Here is a 14008-nt window from a genome sequence, read left to right as displayed (position 1 = left end):
CGTTCGGACAAACAATTAGAGCGCCGATCTGCTTCAATCAGATCGGCGCTCCAAGGTACGCCATAGCCGGTCAACTACAATGGCAGACAGATGAACACTTGATTTTGCAAGCGGAACAAAAAGTTCAATCAAACATCAACAATAGTGGAAAACCCGCCCATGATCATGCGCTTGCCATCAAATGGCATCTGGTCACCCATTGCCTTCATGCGCGGATCACTCATCATCTTGCTATTTGCAGCGTCGCGCGTCGCCTTGTCGGGATATTCGAACCAGGAGAACACAACCTCCTCGTCGTCCTCTGCCTTAACTGCACGTCGAAAATCGGTAACCTTGCCGTCCGGCACATCATCCCCCCATGCCTCGACCATGCGCGTCACACCAAACTCCTTGAATAATACAGCGGCTTCAGCGGCATGCTTGCGATAGACTTCCTTGTTCGCCTTGGGGACGGCGACAACAAATCCTTCGATATAAGCCATTTTCTCTCTCCCGTTGATAAATCCGCCCACGGCTTCGTCAGTTGCGTTTAAGCCGCTCCCTCATCAGTTCGAACACCAATGTAATAACATTGATATCAATATAATTACATTGGGTCAAATGCCGAATATCTGGGTTCATATAGTGCTGAAACGAAAAAAGGCGGGCCCTAAGCCCGCCTTTTATGATTCTCAGAAAAATTAGAGGAACTTCAGTGCGCTGCGGCCTGCATAACGGGCCTGCTTGCCGAGTTCTTCCTCGATGCGGATAAGCTGATTGTACTTGGCCGTACGGTCGGAACGGGCCAACGAGCCGGTCTTGATCTGGCCGCAGTTGGTGGCAACGGCGAGATCGGCAATCGTCGAATCCTCCGTTTCACCTGAACGATGCGACATGACAGCGGTATAGCCAGCCTTGTGAGCAGTCTCGACAGCGTCGAGCGTTTCCGACAGCGATCCGATCTGATTAACCTTGACGAGAATCGAATTGGCAACGCCCATGCGGATACCGTCGCGCAGGCGGGCCGAGTTGGTGACAAACAGATCGTCGCCGACAAGCTGGCACTTGTTGCCAATAAGATCGGTCAGATACTTCCAGCCTTCCCAGTCGTCTTCAGCCATACCGTCTTCGATGGTGACAATAGGATAGTCGCTGGCGAGCTTGGCAAGATACTTGGCCTGAGCCTTTGGATCGCGCGTCTTGCGTTCACCCTCATAGACGTAATTGCCGTCCTTGAAGAACTCGGTCGCGGCGCAATCGAGGCCAAGGGCGATATCTTCACCAGGCTTGAAACCGGCTTTCTCAATCGATTCCATAATGAAATCGAGTGCAGCCTGGGCATTTTTCAGGTTCGGAGCGAAACCGCCTTCATCACCGACATTGGTGTTGTGACCGGCATCCTTGAGGCGCTTCTTGAGCGTATGGAAAACTTCCGAACCGTAACGAACGGCTTCACGAACGGATGAAGCGCCGACCGGCAGAATCATGAACTCCTGGAAATCGATCGGATTGTCGGCATGTGCGCCGCCATTAATGATGTTCATCATGGGAACCGGCAGAACATGGGCATTTGCGCCACCGACGTAGCGGTAGAGCGGAAGACCGGTCGCCTGGGCCGCAGCCTTGGCGACAGCAAGCGAGACGCCCAGAATCGCGTTGGCGCCGAGATTGCCCTTGTTGGCCGAACCATCGAGCTCGATCATCGTCTGGTCGATAAGCAGCTGGCTTTCCGCGTCCATGCCTGCAATAGCGTCAAAAATCTTGCCATTAACAGCTTCAACAGCCTTTTCAACACCCTTGCCAAGATAGCGGCTGCCACCGTCGCGCAGCTCTACAGCTTCATGTGCGCCAGTCGATGCGCCGGACGGAACGGCAGCGCGTCCGAAAGAGCCATCCTCAAGCACGACGTCTACTTCGACGGTCGGGTTGCCGCGGCTGTCGAGAATTTCGCGGCCGACGATGTCGATGATTGCAGTCATAGGAACCAGTCCTTCCCTATAGATTGCCCCGCCATATCCGCGAGGCGCTTAACAAATCCGATGCGGCCATTTCTTAGCGCATAATCCTGAAAGTTTGCAGACATTTCAGAAAAGATTATGCACCGGCCAGTTTTTAAGCCTTAGCGAAACAAAAGGCGGAGGAAAATCCCCCGCCTTTTTAAATTCTCCGAGAACTGTTTAAAGCCCTTTTGCGATACGATCAAAAGCCATGAGCTTTTCGAGAAGCGCGGGCATTTTATCCACCGGCACCATATTCGGACCATCAGACGGTGCGTTATCCGGGTCCTGATGCGTTTCAATGAAGAGCCCCGCAACACCGACGGCAACTGCTGCCCGAGCCAGCGTTTCAACGAATTCACGCTGTCCTCCTGTCGAACCGCCCTGCCCGCCCGGCTGCTGTACGGAGTGAGTCGCATCGAACACGACCGGTGAACCAAAACCAGCCATAATCGGCAGAGAGCGCATATCTGAAACAAGCGTATTATAACCGAAAGAAGCACCGCGTTCGGTCGCAAGCACATTCGGATTGCCGCTTTCCGTAATCTTGGAAAGAACATTCTTCATATCCCACGGCGCCAGAAACTGTCCCTTCTTGACGTTCACGACACGTCCCGTCTTTGCGGCAGCGATCAGCAGATCGGTCTGGCGGCAGAGGAATGCCGGGATTTGCAGGACATCGACCACATGCGCAACTTCGGCACACTGCTCTTCGGTATGGATGTCCGTCAGCACCGGAAAGCCGAACTCCTTCTTGAGATCGGCGAAAACTTCCATTGCCTTTTCGAGGCCGATGCCGCGCTCGGCCTTCAAGGATGTGCGATTGGCCTTGTCGAAGCTGGACTTGTAGACGAGACCAATGCCGAGCTTATCGGTCATCTCCTTGAGACGACCCGCCATATCGAAAGCGTGTTCACGCGTTTCCATCTGGCACGGACCCGCTATCAGGGCAAACGGCGCACTGTTTGAAAAAGTAACGTTTCCGATTTTTACGGATGAATTGGCAGTCGCCATGACGTGGACCTCGGTATTGAATGCCTTGCAGGCACCTTATCTGGCGTAAAGCTGGGTCGAAAACAAGACCACAGCCTGAAAGCCCAAATGAAAACGCGCCCCGAAAGGCGCGTTGTAGTTTTAAACCAGACGGCTCTGCTCGATCGCCGCTTCGATGAAGGAAGCGAAAAGTGGATGCGGTTCGAATGGTCGAGACTTCAATTCCGGATGGTACTGAACGCCGATGAACCAAGGATGGTCAGGATATTCAACCGTTTCCGGAAGAACGCCATCCGGTGACATGCCCGCAAAGTTCAATCCGGCTGCTTCCAGACGATCCTTGTAGTCGATATTGACTTCGTAGCGATGACGATGACGTTCCGAAATATCCGTCGAGCCATAGATCTCCGCGATCTTTGAACCTGGTGCCAATGCTGCTTCATACGCGCCAAGGCGCATCGTGCCACCAAGATCACCAGCCGAAGCGCGCTTCTCGAGCATATTGCCCTTCAGCCACTCCGTCATGAGACCGACAACCGGCTCCTTGGTTGGGCCGAACTCGGTCGATGACGCATTTTCTATGCCGACGAGATTACGAGCAGCTTCAATGCAAGCCATCTGCATGCCGAAGCAGATACCAAAGTAAGGAACCTTGCGTTCGCGAGCGAATTTCGCTGCAAGGATCTTGCCTTCCGCACCACGTTCGCCAAAGCCGCCCGGCACCAGAATGCCATGAACCTTTTCCAGATATGGAGCCGGGTCTTCACTTTCGAAGACTTCCGCCTCGATCCAGTCGAGATTGACCTTCACCTTGTTGGCAAGGCCACCGTGGTAAAGCGCCTCGATCAGCGACTTATAGGCATCCTTGAGACCGGTATACTTGCCGACGATGGCAATGGTCACTTCGCCTTCCGGATTGTGGAGACGGTTGGACACCTCTTCCCAGCGATCCATACGCGGCTTTGGAGCCGGATCGATACCGAATGCCGACAGGACTTCCGAATCAAGGCCTTCCTTGTGGTAGGCAATCGGCACATCATAGATCGTGGCCACATCGAGCGCCTGAATGACCGCACTTTCGCGGACATTACAGAACAGCGACAGCTTGCGACGTTCTGATTCAGGAATCTCGCGATCAGCGCGGACCAGAAGAATATCTGGAGCAATACCAATAGAGCGCAGTTCCTTGACCGAATGCTGGGTCGGCTTGGTCTTCAACTCGCCAGCGGCCGGAATATAAGGCATCAAGGTCAGATGGATATAAACCGCAGTTCCGCGTGGCAGTTCGTTGCCAAGCTGACGGATCGCTTCGAGGAACGGCATAGCTTCAATATCGCCAACCGTGCCACCGATTTCGCAGAGAACAAAATCATAGTCTTCGTTGCCTTCAAGGACGAAGTTCTTGATCTCGTCGGTCACATGCGGAATGACCTGAACCGTCGCACCGAGATAATCGCCGCGGCGTTCCTTTTCAATGATATTACGGTAGATGCGACCGGTGGTGATATTGTCCTGCTGATTGGCAGGACGACCGGTGAACCGCTCGTAATGGCCCAGATCAAGATCTGTCTCTGCACCGTCGTCAGTGACGAACACCTCACCATGTTGGTAAGGCGACATCGTGCCGGGATCGACATTCAGATAAGGGTCGAGTTTACGGATACGCACGCGGTAACCGCGTGCCTGAAGGAGTGCAGCCAGTGCTGCAGCGGCTATGCCTTTTCCGAGGGAAGAAACCACGCCGCCTGTGATGAATACATATCGCGCCATGGGCTTATCTCGTTAGACTTTCTTGATTGATTCCGCCACAAAAAAATGCACCCCGGCAGTGTTTTTCACCGAAGTCAGGCGGCAATCGTGGTTACTCAAAGAAAAACCGGAGCCAGAAACTCCGGAGCGAATACGTCTGCATTCTCTAGCGCCCCTATTCAGATAAAGCCATGTCGAAGCTCGAAATCCACAGCTTCCACTAGCCAGAATAGCGACTGACGCAAAAGAATAGGTCGAGCCCGTAAGCCCGACCACATTCAGATAGTCATTTACAGATCAGAGAACAACCACTTCAGTGCCGAGACCGACGCGCTCGTAGAGATCCATCACATCCTCATTGATCATGCGGAAGCAGCCATTGGAAGCTGAGCTACCGATGGTCCAAGGCTGAACGGTACCGTGAATACGGATGTAGGTGTCCTTGTTCCCCTGGAACAAGTAAAGGGCGCGGGAGCCAAGCGGGTTGCCCGGACCGCCATCCATGCCGTTCTTGAAACGACCATAATGAGCCGGATCTCGTTCGATCATTTCCTTTGTAGGAATCCAGCGCGGCCATTCGCGCTTCGCATTGATTGTTCCGGTGCCCTTAAATTCCAATCCCTGCTTGCCCACCGCAATGCCATAACGGCGAGCGGTCGACGAAGTTTCAACGAGATAGAGGAAACGCTGTTTCGGATCGATCACGATGGTGCCCGGCTTATAGCCGGTGAAGGCTACTTCCTGCGCCCGAAACTTTGGATCGATACTGTACTTATTGGCTTTTACCGTGTTGCCGCTCTTGGAAACCTTTTTCTTTTTCGGCTTTTCAGGGTTGGCCTTGGCATCGCTTGAAAGAGCAACCTGCTGAACGGATGCGGCAGCTTCATTAAGCTGCGCTTCAGCGCTAACCGGCGAAGTTGCAAATGCCGGAGCAGTCGCTCCAAAACAAAGACTTGCAATACCGGCCATCAGAATACGGCGTGAAAACATGTTCGGTTCCCGAAAACTCAAGCACGAGGGAGAAACATCCGCCGCATCAATTGCGACCGGACTTTCGTCCTCCTTACTGCAAAGCGATCCGGTTCTCAATTCGCCGTCATCATTCTGCAATGCGATTCGCGGCAGCCTATTGCCTAGCTGCAACACTTTGGAGTGCCATGGTTAACAAAAAGAAAACCAGCCTCAAGGGCCGGTTTCGCATTGTGTTCATATTGCTCGGTTTTTTACTGCGAGCTTGGAACCGGGTTGGCTGGTGTTTCCGGAACGACCGGAGCCTGCGGCTGGGTAGCGTCGGGCTGTGTTACCGGAGCCACCACACCTGGCGTCGTAGGCGTCGTCTGATTGGCGTCAGGACGCGAAGACTCACCGCCCAACTGGTTCAGAATGCCGCCGTTGCCGCCTGCAGGAGCAGTCTGGCTACCGGTTGCCGCTGGGATACGATTGAGGATATCGGTCGGCTTTTCACCGTAGCGCGCCATGATACCCAGAATAAGCGAGGTTGCGAAGAAACCGATCGCAAGAATGGCTGTCGTGCGGGTCAGCGCGTTCGCTGCACCGCGAGCCGTCATGAACCCCGAACCACCGCCAATACCAAGGCCGCCGCCTTCCGAACGCTGGATAAGCACAACGCCGACAAGCGCCAGCACGATCAACAAGTGAATGACAATGATTACGGTCTGCATGGGTTACGGTCTTTATATCCCTAAAACTAGAGCGGCTCTTTACACGCTATTGTCCGATAATCCAAGCCCCGAGACCAAGATAGACAGACGTAATGTGCCAGTTACAAATTACGATAGGTTTCGCATATGGCGAGAAAATCACTAGCCTTCAAGCTTGCCCCACCGACAAGTGCGCCATCAACATCTGCAACGCCGAGCAATTCGATTGCATTGGAAGGTTTGACTGACCCGCCGTAGAGTAGTCGAAGATGCGCGCCTTTCGCGCCGAAACGCTCGATCATTTGCTCGCGCATGAAAGCATGTGCGGCGCGAACGTCCTGCACCGTCGGCGTCAACCCCGTGCCAATTGCCCAAACAGGTTCATAAGCAATGATCGTGTTCTCGGCATTCACACCATCTGGCAAAGAACTGGCAAGCTGTTTGCCGATCACGTCAAGCGTACGCTCCGCTTTGCGCTCATCGGCAGTCTCGCCGACGCAAACGATTGCAATCAGTCCGGCTGCCCATGCGGCTTCGATTTTGGCGAGAACAACCTCATTGCTTTCATGATGGTCGGTCCGACGCTCGGAGTGACCGATAATCACATGCGTGGCGCCTGCTTCTTTAAGCATTTCCGCAGAAACATCGCCCGTATGCGCACCAGACACTTTATGGTGAGCATCCTGGCCACCGAGACCGACAGTTTCACCTTCGAGCGTTTCCGCTGCGCGAGAAAGAAGTGTCGCAGGTACGCAGATAACTGCATCAAGCTTGCGGCCAAGATCGGAGCTCAGACCGGCAGCAATCGCACGCAATTCGGTCAGGGTTTCTCCCGTGCCATTCATCTTCCAGTTGCCAGCAACCAGCGGACGGATTCCCGGAGTCATTTCATTCTCCTCGCCTGTTCAAAACAGAAGGCGCGATCGCCTCTTGAAAGCGGCCAGCGCCAAAATTTGCCACTGACTAAGCGTATTCGTGCCGCAATGCAAATGTTCTTGAGTGCCTATATGCAATGAGACCTTGCATATAGGGCTGGCTTGAGGTTATCCCCTGACTGGCTCTATCTATAAAAGCCGAGCTTCGATTTATTCTTGAAGGGTTTCCAATGCTCGACAGCCTGCGTTCCGCCGCTCAATCCTGGGTCGCCAAACTTCTGCTTGGCCTGCTTGTACTGAGCTTTGCGATTTGGGGCATCTCCGATGTCTTTCGCGGCGGCCTGACAGGCACCGCCGCTTTGACCGCAGGCGATTCCGAAGTGAGTGCCACCGACTATCGTTTCGCCTACGAACAACAGATGATGCGTCTGTCGCAGCAGTTTCGCCAGCGTCTGACGCGCGAACAGGCGCAGGCGCTCGGCGTCGAAAATCAGGTACTCGCACAGCTCGCAGCAGGTGTAGTTCTGGACGAAGGTGCGCGTAACATGCAACTCGGCCTTTCCAAGGACGGAATTGCACGGCTGACAGGCGAAGATCCCGCTTTCCATGACGCAAGCGGCAACTTCAATCGCGCGCAGTTCGATGCAGTGCTTCGTCAATCCGGCATTCGCGCGCAGGACTACCTCGACAATCGCGCGAAAGTCGCCCGCCGCCAGCAGATCGTGGAAGCCGCCACCGATGGCATCAAGCTCCCGAATGCGGCCTTGAAGGCGCTGGCCCTTTATCAGGGTGAAACCCGCAGCGTTGATTATGTGACCATTCAGGCTGAAAAAGCCGATACCGTCCCGGCCCCGTCCGATGATGCGCTCAAGACCTATTTTGACGCGCATAAGGACGAGTACAAGGCGCCGGAATACCGGAAGATAACCTATGTGAAGCTGGAACCGACGGACATTGCCGATCCGTCTGCCGTCACGCAGGATGAAATCAACGAATATTACGAAAAGAACAAGGACCGCTTCAGCACAATCGAAAAGCGCACCATCGAGCAGCTAAGCTTTGCTGACGATACAGCGGCTGAAGCCGCCCAGCAGAAAATCGCCGCTGGAACCAGCTTTGTCGATATCGGCAAGGAACAAGGCAAAACAGAAGACGACTTGAAACTTGGTTCGTTTGAAAAATCCGCTATTCCCGATCAAGCGGTTGCCGATGCAGCTTTTGCACTTTCAGAAAATGGCGTGAGCCAGGTCGTCAAGGGTAGTTTTGGCCCTGTTATCCTGCGCGTGACGCAGATTGAACCGGCCCATGTGAAGCCGCTGGCTGAAGTTGAAGGTGAAATTCGCACCACGCTTGCAAATAATATCGCGGCAAGCAGCATCAGCGGCATTCATGATTCCTACGAACAGGATCGTTCCGACGGCGCATCCATGTCTGATGTGGCAAAGAAACTGAGCCTCAAATCCGTTACCGTGGAAGCCGTTGATGCCGAGGGTAACGATCCTTCCGGCAATCCCGTTCAACTACCAAATTCCGAAGCATTGCTTTCTGCTGCTTTCCAAGCCGATCAGGGTTTTGAAAACGATGCCCTGACCATGGGTAATATCGGCTATCTCTGGTACCAGATCGATGGCGTAACTCCGGCACGTGAACGTACGCTCGACGAGGTCAAGGACAAGGTTGTAGCGGCATGGAAGGGCGAGGAAGCTGTCAAGCGCCTCAACCAGCGGGTGGAAGACCTGAAGAAGCGCCTCGATGGCGGTGCGACACTCAACACGATTGCCTCCGAAATGGGGGTTGAGAAACAGACCAAGCGTGGTGTTGTCCGTACGACCAACGATGCCGATATCGGAACGGCCGCAGCGGCTCAGATTTTCCGTGGAGCAGATGGTTTCACCGGGAGCGCTGCAGCACCTTCGGACGACGCCCAGATTCTGTTCAAGGTTGTTGAAGTAACCGAACCCGCAGGAGCTGGCCCGGAAGCTATTCCGGAACAGCAGCAGAAGTATCTGGCCACATCGCTATCGGACGATGTTCTCGAACAGCTCGTCGGCGAACTACAGAAGCAGTACCCTGTGAAGATAAATCAGGCCGTCATCAACAACGCTCTGGCGTTTTAAGGACGGTGGGCATCAAAAATGGCTGATCTAAAACCCTATATCGCGAAAGCCGCATCAGGCGAGCCGCTTTCGCTTGAGGATTCCAGGACCGCCTTCGATATAATGATGTCGGGACAAGCAACTCCGTCGCAGATCGGCGGGCTGTTGATGGCATTGCGTGTGCGCGGTGAAACGGTACCAGAAATTGCCGGTGCGGTTGCGTCCATGCGCTCGCGGATGCTGGCAGTTTCAGCTCCTGCCGACGCAATCGATATTGTCGGAACCGGTGGTGACCAGTCGGGTTCCTACAATGTCTCAAGCTGCTCGGCGTTTGTTGTCGCTGGTGCTGGTGTTCCTGTCGCCAAGCATGGCAACCGCGCCCTCTCCTCACGTTCCGGTGCCGCCGATGCGCTAGCTGCTCTCGGCATCAATATCGAGGCCGACGCGAGCATCATCGGCCGCAGCATCACCGAAGCCGGCCTCGGTTTCATGTTTGCACCGATGCACCACTCCGCCATGCGCCATGTTGGTCCCTCCCGCGTCGAACTCGGAACACGCACTATCTTCAATCTCCTTGGCCCTCTTTCCAATCCGGCCAGTGTCAAACGTCAGCTTGTTGGCGTGTTTGCTCCGCAATGGCTCGTACCGTTGGCTGAAGTGCTCAAGGAACTAGGCTCCGAAGCAGCCTGGGTAGTTTACGGCGACGGGCTTGATGAAATGACCACCGCTGGAACGACACAAGTTGCCGCTCTTGAAAATGGTCAAATCCGTACTTTTGAAATCACGCCGGAAGAAGTTGGACTCCGTCGTTGCGATCCGGCAGAACTGAAGGGTGGCGAGGCTTCGCTGAATGCCAAGGCTTTGCTCGGCGTGCTTGAAGGCAGTAAAAATGCCTATCGAGACATCGTCCTGCTCAATTCAGGTGCAGCACTCATCATTGCAGGCAAAGCGAAGGATCTGAAAGAAGGCATCGCTCTCGCAGCGCAATCCATCGACAGCGGTGCAGCACTTGCTGTCTTGCAGAAGGTGATTGCCGTTTCGAACGACAAAGCTGCCTGACGGAAAGGATTAAGTCATGTCCACCGACATTCTGCGCAAGATCGAGGCATACAAGCGCGAAGAAATCTCTGCGGCCAAGGCCGAACGCACCGTCGCCGATCTCAAGGCGCGTGCACAGGATCAGGAAGCGCCGCGCGGTTTCCTCAGCGCGCTGGAGGCCAAACGCGCTGCTGGTGAATTTGCACTGATCGCCGAGATCAAGAAGGCAAGCCCTTCGAAGGGCCTCATCCGCCCTCATTTCGATCCGCCAGCACTTGCAAAAGCCTACGAGGCCGGCGGTGCCGCTTGTCTTTCCGTACTGACTGATACGCCATCCTTTCAGGGAGCACCGGAATTTCTGACAGCAGCGCGTAACGCTTGCAGTCTCCCAGCCCTGCGCAAGGACTTTCTGTTCGATACATACCAAGTGCATGAAGCGCGTAGCTGGGGTGCGGACTGCATTCTGATCATTCTTGCTAGCGTCGATGACGATCTGGCAAAGGCGTTGGAAGAAACCGCGTTCGATCTTGGCATGGATGCACTCATCGAAGTTCACGACGAAACCGAGATGGAACGCGCACTGAAGCTTTCGTCGCGTCTGCTCGGCGTCAACAATCGCAATTTGCGTACGTTTGAGGTTGATCTCGCCGTGTCGGAACGCCTGTCGAGAATGGCACCTTCCGATCGTGTTCTGGTTGGTGAAAGCGGCATATTCACACACGAAGATTGCCTGCGTTTGGAAAAATCCGGAATCGGGACCTTCCTCATCGGCGAGAGCCTGATGCGCCGGGAAGATGTCGCGGCGGCCACCCGTGAACTCCTGACCGACAAGGCCTGACCAATGACGTCCAAGCTCACCCATATCGACCAGACCGGTGCTGCCAATATGGTGGATGTTGGGGCCAAGGATGAAACTGAACGCCAAGCCACAGCCGAAGGATCGGTCAGAATGAAGCCGGAAACGCTGGCGATCATTCTGGAAGGCAATGCCGCGAAGGGTGACGTCATTGGCGCTGCGCGTCTAGCAGGCATCATGGCGGCAAAAAAGACCGCCGACCTGATTCCCCTCTGCCATCCGCTTATGCTGACCAAAGTCGCTGTCGAAATCGAACCGGATCAGGCACTACCCGGTTTGCGCGTTCGCGCACTCGCCAAGCTCAAAGGACGCACTGGCGTGGAAATGGAAGCCCTCGCTGCCGTTTCCGTAACGTGTCTTACCATCTATGACATGGCCAAAGCCGTCGACAAACATATGGAGATCGGCGGCATCCGCGTTACCGAAAAAAGCGGCGGCAAATCAGGTGACTGGACGGCATAATCGCTGAACCTTGTTCTGGATCAATTCTTCCAGACAGGCTTTATGCTCTAAACGGGTCCACAATTCAGTTCGAGAGGAAACACCATGTCCCTTCTCCCGGTCGATGAAGCACTGGCCCGCATCCTGAAATCTGCGGAACCGCACGGCAAAGAGCAAGTCACCTTGTCCGATGCGGGCGGGCGCGTGGTTGCAACACCTGTGCTGGCGCATTTTCTCCAGCCGCCTTTCGACGGGTCGGCAATGGATGGTTACGCCCTGATCGCACCGGACAACATCTCTTATCCAGTCGTTTTCGACATCATCGGTGAATCGGCGGCGGGCAATCGCTTCGAGGGCAAATTGGGGATCGGACAGGCGGTTCGCATTTTCACCGGCGCGCCATTGCCCAAAGGCACAGACACAATTGTCATTCAGGAACATACCGAGCGTTCGGGTAACCGGCTCACTGTTCACGAAGGAATAGAGCCGGGACGGCATATACGCCGCGCGGGGCTCGACTTTTCGCCTGGTAATATCGTCATTTCGAGCGGACGTGAGCTGGATGCCGCTGCCCTGTCGCTCGCCGCTGCAAGCGGACACGCGAAAATCGACGTATTCCAAAAACCCAAGGTGGCAATCGTCGCGACCGGTGATGAGCTTGTCGCGCCGGGTGAAACACCCGGAAAAGACCAGATTGTTGCGTCAAACAGCGTCGGAATCGCTGAAATCATAAGGCGAGCGGGCGGCAGCCCTGAAGATAAGGGGATTATTCCGGACGATCCTGCCAAGATCGAACAGGCTATAGCAGACAGCCTGCAAAGTGGCATCGACATTCTGGTGACGATTGGCGGCGCGTCCGTCGGTGATCGGGATTTTGTGCATGGCGCGCTTCAGAAATTGGGCGTCAATCTCGATTTTTGGAAGATAGCCATGAGGCCGGGCAAACCCCTGATGTACGGACGCATCAGTGTGAACAGCAAAATTGTGCATGTTATAGGCTTGCCAGGCAATCCCGTTTCGAGCCTCGTCTGTAGCCTTGTCTTTCTCCGTCCGCTTGTCGCCAAGCTTGCCGGAACCAGCCTCGATGCCGATATCCGGCCCGCAAAGCTGGACGCGACCCTACCTGCGAATGACCACCGCCGCGATTATATCCGAGCTACAATCGAATCAACCCCGGATGGAACTCTGATAGCAAAGCCATTTCCAATCCAGGATTCGTCTATGCTTTCGGCTCTCGTCGGCTCGAAAGCACTTCTCATCAGGGATGAGAACGCCCCAGAGGCTGCGGTCGGCGACGATTGCCGTGTCCTCATGCTATAGATTTGACACAACTTTCGACCTCGATAATGCATGAAGAACAACATATAATCTATTGTAAATTATATATTATTTAAACTTCACATTGCCCTGACTTGCAAATAAAGCTCTGCAAGCATGGCATTCCGTTCGCTCTCGGCTCAAGCGTTAATGATTTTAAAACCATTGCAGAACAAGACTGGAACATATAGTGTTCGTTCTGGTTTTGTTTTTCTCGATTCTTGGCCGGGAGGGTGTCGCGCATGTTAACCCGTAAACAGCACGAGCTTCTGCTGTTCATTCATGAACGTCTAAAAGAAACGGGCATTCCCCCGTCTTTCGATGAAATGAAGGAAGCGCTCGATCTGGCTTCAAAATCGGGTATCCATCGTCTGATCACCGCTCTGGAGGAACGTGGCTTCATTCGTCGTTTGCCGAACCGAGCACGTGCGCTTGAGGTCCTGCGCCTGCCGGATTCTATTGCTCCAGGGCTCAATGCACAAAAGAAGTTCGCTCCTAGCGTTATCGAAGGTAGCCTTGGCAAAGCGCCGCCGCCTCCACCGTTGCGCCCTGCCCCTGTGGCCACGAATGACGACACGTCTGCAACTGTTTCCGTGCCGGTCATGGGGCGAATTGCTGCTGGTGTGCCGATTTCAGCCATCCAGAATCAGACCCATTCCCTCAACCTTCCGCCAGAAATGATTGGTGCGGGTGAGCATTACGCTCTCGAGGTCAGAGGCGATTCAATGATCGATGCCGGAATTTTCGATGGAGACACAGTCATCATCAAGCGTGGCGAATCCGCAAATCCTGGTGAAATCGTCGTCGCTCTCGTCGATGACGAAGAAGCCACATTGAAGCGCTTTCGTCGTAAGGGTGCATCCATCGCGCTCGAAGCAGCCAACCCTGCCTATGAGACACGAATCTTCGGCCCTGACCGAGTACGGGTTCAAGGTAAGCTTGTTGGCCTGATCCGCCGCTATTAAGATGTTTCCGGCAAAAAGAGAAACGGCTTTGCGCTGGAAAA

General features: G+C 54.5%; 13 protein-coding genes. 6 read left to right on the top strand and 7 right to left on the bottom strand.

Annotated features, from left to right (window positions below; translation table 11 throughout):
* Positions 1 to 128 precede the first annotated feature (128 nt).
* The 7 genes from ACYSN1_RS00590 to tpiA all read right to left on the bottom strand — a co-directional run bounded on the left by ACYSN1_RS00590 (position 129) and on the right by tpiA (position 7266).
* Positions 129 to 482, bottom strand: coding sequence for a DUF1428 domain-containing protein (locus ACYSN1_RS00590; protein ID WP_109987786.1), 354 nt, complete (start codon positions 480 to 482; stop codon positions 129 to 131).
* Between the two features lie 198 nt (positions 483 to 680).
* Positions 681 to 1958 carry a phosphopyruvate hydratase gene (gene eno, locus ACYSN1_RS00585; RefSeq protein WP_176037393.1) on the bottom strand — a complete coding sequence of 426 codons (1278 nt, stop codon included), beginning with the start codon at positions 1956 to 1958 and terminating at the stop codon, positions 681 to 683.
* A gap of 198 nt (positions 1959 to 2156) precedes the next feature.
* The gene (kdsA, locus tag ACYSN1_RS00580; protein ID WP_461723976.1) at positions 2157 to 2990 is read right to left on the bottom strand and encodes a 3-deoxy-8-phosphooctulonate synthase; all 834 of its coding nucleotides are present in this window, start codon (positions 2988 to 2990) and stop codon (positions 2157 to 2159) included.
* Positions 2991 to 3110: 120 nt separating this feature from the next.
* On the bottom strand, positions 3111 to 4739 hold the full coding sequence (locus tag ACYSN1_RS00575) for a CTP synthase (protein ID WP_461723975.1): 1629 nt from the start codon (positions 4737 to 4739) through the stop codon (positions 3111 to 3113).
* 276 nt (positions 4740 to 5015) lie between these two features.
* A complete protein-coding gene (locus ACYSN1_RS00570) occupies positions 5016 to 5708 on the bottom strand; it encodes a L,D-transpeptidase (protein WP_461723974.1) in 693 nt (230 codons plus the stop codon).
* Between the two features lie 233 nt (positions 5709 to 5941).
* Positions 5942 to 6400 (bottom strand): preprotein translocase subunit SecG, encoded by a 459-nt coding sequence (gene secG / locus ACYSN1_RS00565; protein ID WP_461723973.1) that lies wholly within the window; start codon positions 6398 to 6400, stop codon positions 5942 to 5944.
* A gap of 101 nt (positions 6401 to 6501) precedes the next feature.
* A complete protein-coding gene (gene tpiA, locus ACYSN1_RS00560; protein ID WP_461723972.1) occupies positions 6502 to 7266 on the bottom strand; it encodes a triose-phosphate isomerase in 765 nt (254 codons plus the stop codon).
* Positions 7267 to 7484: 218 nt separating this feature from the next.
* Between tpiA and ACYSN1_RS00555 the strand changes: the two genes are divergently transcribed.
* The 6 genes from ACYSN1_RS00555 (at position 7485) to lexA (ending at position 13967) form a co-directional block, all read left to right on the top strand.
* Complete coding sequence (locus tag ACYSN1_RS00555) at positions 7485 to 9371, top strand: peptidyl-prolyl cis-trans isomerase (protein WP_461723971.1); 1887 nt, start codon at positions 7485 to 7487, stop codon at positions 9369 to 9371.
* A gap of 18 nt (positions 9372 to 9389) precedes the next feature.
* Positions 9390 to 10409, top strand: coding sequence for an anthranilate phosphoribosyltransferase (gene trpD / locus ACYSN1_RS00550; RefSeq protein ID WP_461723970.1), 1020 nt, complete (start codon positions 9390 to 9392; stop codon positions 10407 to 10409).
* A 16-nt stretch (positions 10410 to 10425) separates the two neighbouring features.
* Positions 10426 to 11226, top strand: coding sequence for an indole-3-glycerol phosphate synthase TrpC (gene trpC, locus ACYSN1_RS00545; protein ID WP_461723969.1), 801 nt, complete (start codon positions 10426 to 10428; stop codon positions 11224 to 11226).
* Between the two features lie 3 nt (positions 11227 to 11229).
* Complete coding sequence (moaC, locus tag ACYSN1_RS00540; RefSeq protein WP_461723968.1) at positions 11230 to 11706, top strand: cyclic pyranopterin monophosphate synthase MoaC; 477 nt, start codon at positions 11230 to 11232, stop codon at positions 11704 to 11706.
* A gap of 84 nt (positions 11707 to 11790) precedes the next feature.
* Positions 11791 to 13005, top strand: a complete 1215-nt coding sequence (locus ACYSN1_RS00535) for a molybdopterin molybdotransferase MoeA (RefSeq protein WP_461723967.1) — start codon at positions 11791 to 11793, stop codon at positions 13003 to 13005.
* Between the two features lie 239 nt (positions 13006 to 13244).
* Positions 13245 to 13967, top strand: a complete 723-nt coding sequence (gene lexA / locus ACYSN1_RS00530; protein ID WP_461723966.1) for a transcriptional repressor LexA — start codon at positions 13245 to 13247, stop codon at positions 13965 to 13967.
* Positions 13968 to 14008 lie beyond the last annotated feature (41 nt).

Source organism: Brucella sp. LJL56, assembly GCF_054871705.1.
Note: the sequence above shows the minus strand (reverse complement) of the source record. Positions and strands in the feature narration are given on the sequence as shown.

Bases quoted from the DNA above. Each gene is read 5' to 3' on its own strand.
- ACYSN1_RS00590 (WP_109987786.1), bottom strand. From the start codon at position 482: ATGGCTTATATCGAAGGATTTGTTGTCGCCGTCCCCAAGGCGAACAAG.
- eno (WP_176037393.1), bottom strand. From the start codon at position 1,958: ATGACTGCAATCATCGACATCGTCGGCCGCGAAATTCTCGACAGCCGC.
- kdsA (WP_461723976.1), bottom strand. From the start codon at position 2,990: ATGGCGACTGCCAATTCATCCGTAAAAATCGGAAACGTTACTTTTTCA.
- ACYSN1_RS00575 (WP_461723975.1), bottom strand. From the start codon at position 4,739: ATGGCGCGATATGTATTCATCACAGGCGGCGTGGTTTCTTCCCTCGGA.
- ACYSN1_RS00570 (WP_461723974.1), bottom strand. From the start codon at position 5,708: ATGTTTTCACGCCGTATTCTGATGGCCGGTATTGCAAGTCTTTGTTTT.
- secG (WP_461723973.1), bottom strand. From the start codon at position 6,400: ATGCAGACCGTAATCATTGTCATTCACTTGTTGATCGTGCTGGCGCTT.
- tpiA (WP_461723972.1), bottom strand. From the start codon at position 7,266: ATGACTCCGGGAATCCGTCCGCTGGTTGCTGGCAACTGGAAGATGAAT.
- ACYSN1_RS00555 (WP_461723971.1), top strand. From the start codon at position 7,485: ATGCTCGACAGCCTGCGTTCCGCCGCTCAATCCTGGGTCGCCAAACTT.
- trpD (WP_461723970.1), top strand. From the start codon at position 9,390: ATGGCTGATCTAAAACCCTATATCGCGAAAGCCGCATCAGGCGAGCCG.
- trpC (WP_461723969.1), top strand. From the start codon at position 10,426: ATGTCCACCGACATTCTGCGCAAGATCGAGGCATACAAGCGCGAAGAA.
- moaC (WP_461723968.1), top strand. From the start codon at position 11,230: ATGACGTCCAAGCTCACCCATATCGACCAGACCGGTGCTGCCAATATG.
- ACYSN1_RS00535 (WP_461723967.1), top strand. From the start codon at position 11,791: ATGTCCCTTCTCCCGGTCGATGAAGCACTGGCCCGCATCCTGAAATCT.
- lexA (WP_461723966.1), top strand. From the start codon at position 13,245: ATGTTAACCCGTAAACAGCACGAGCTTCTGCTGTTCATTCATGAACGT.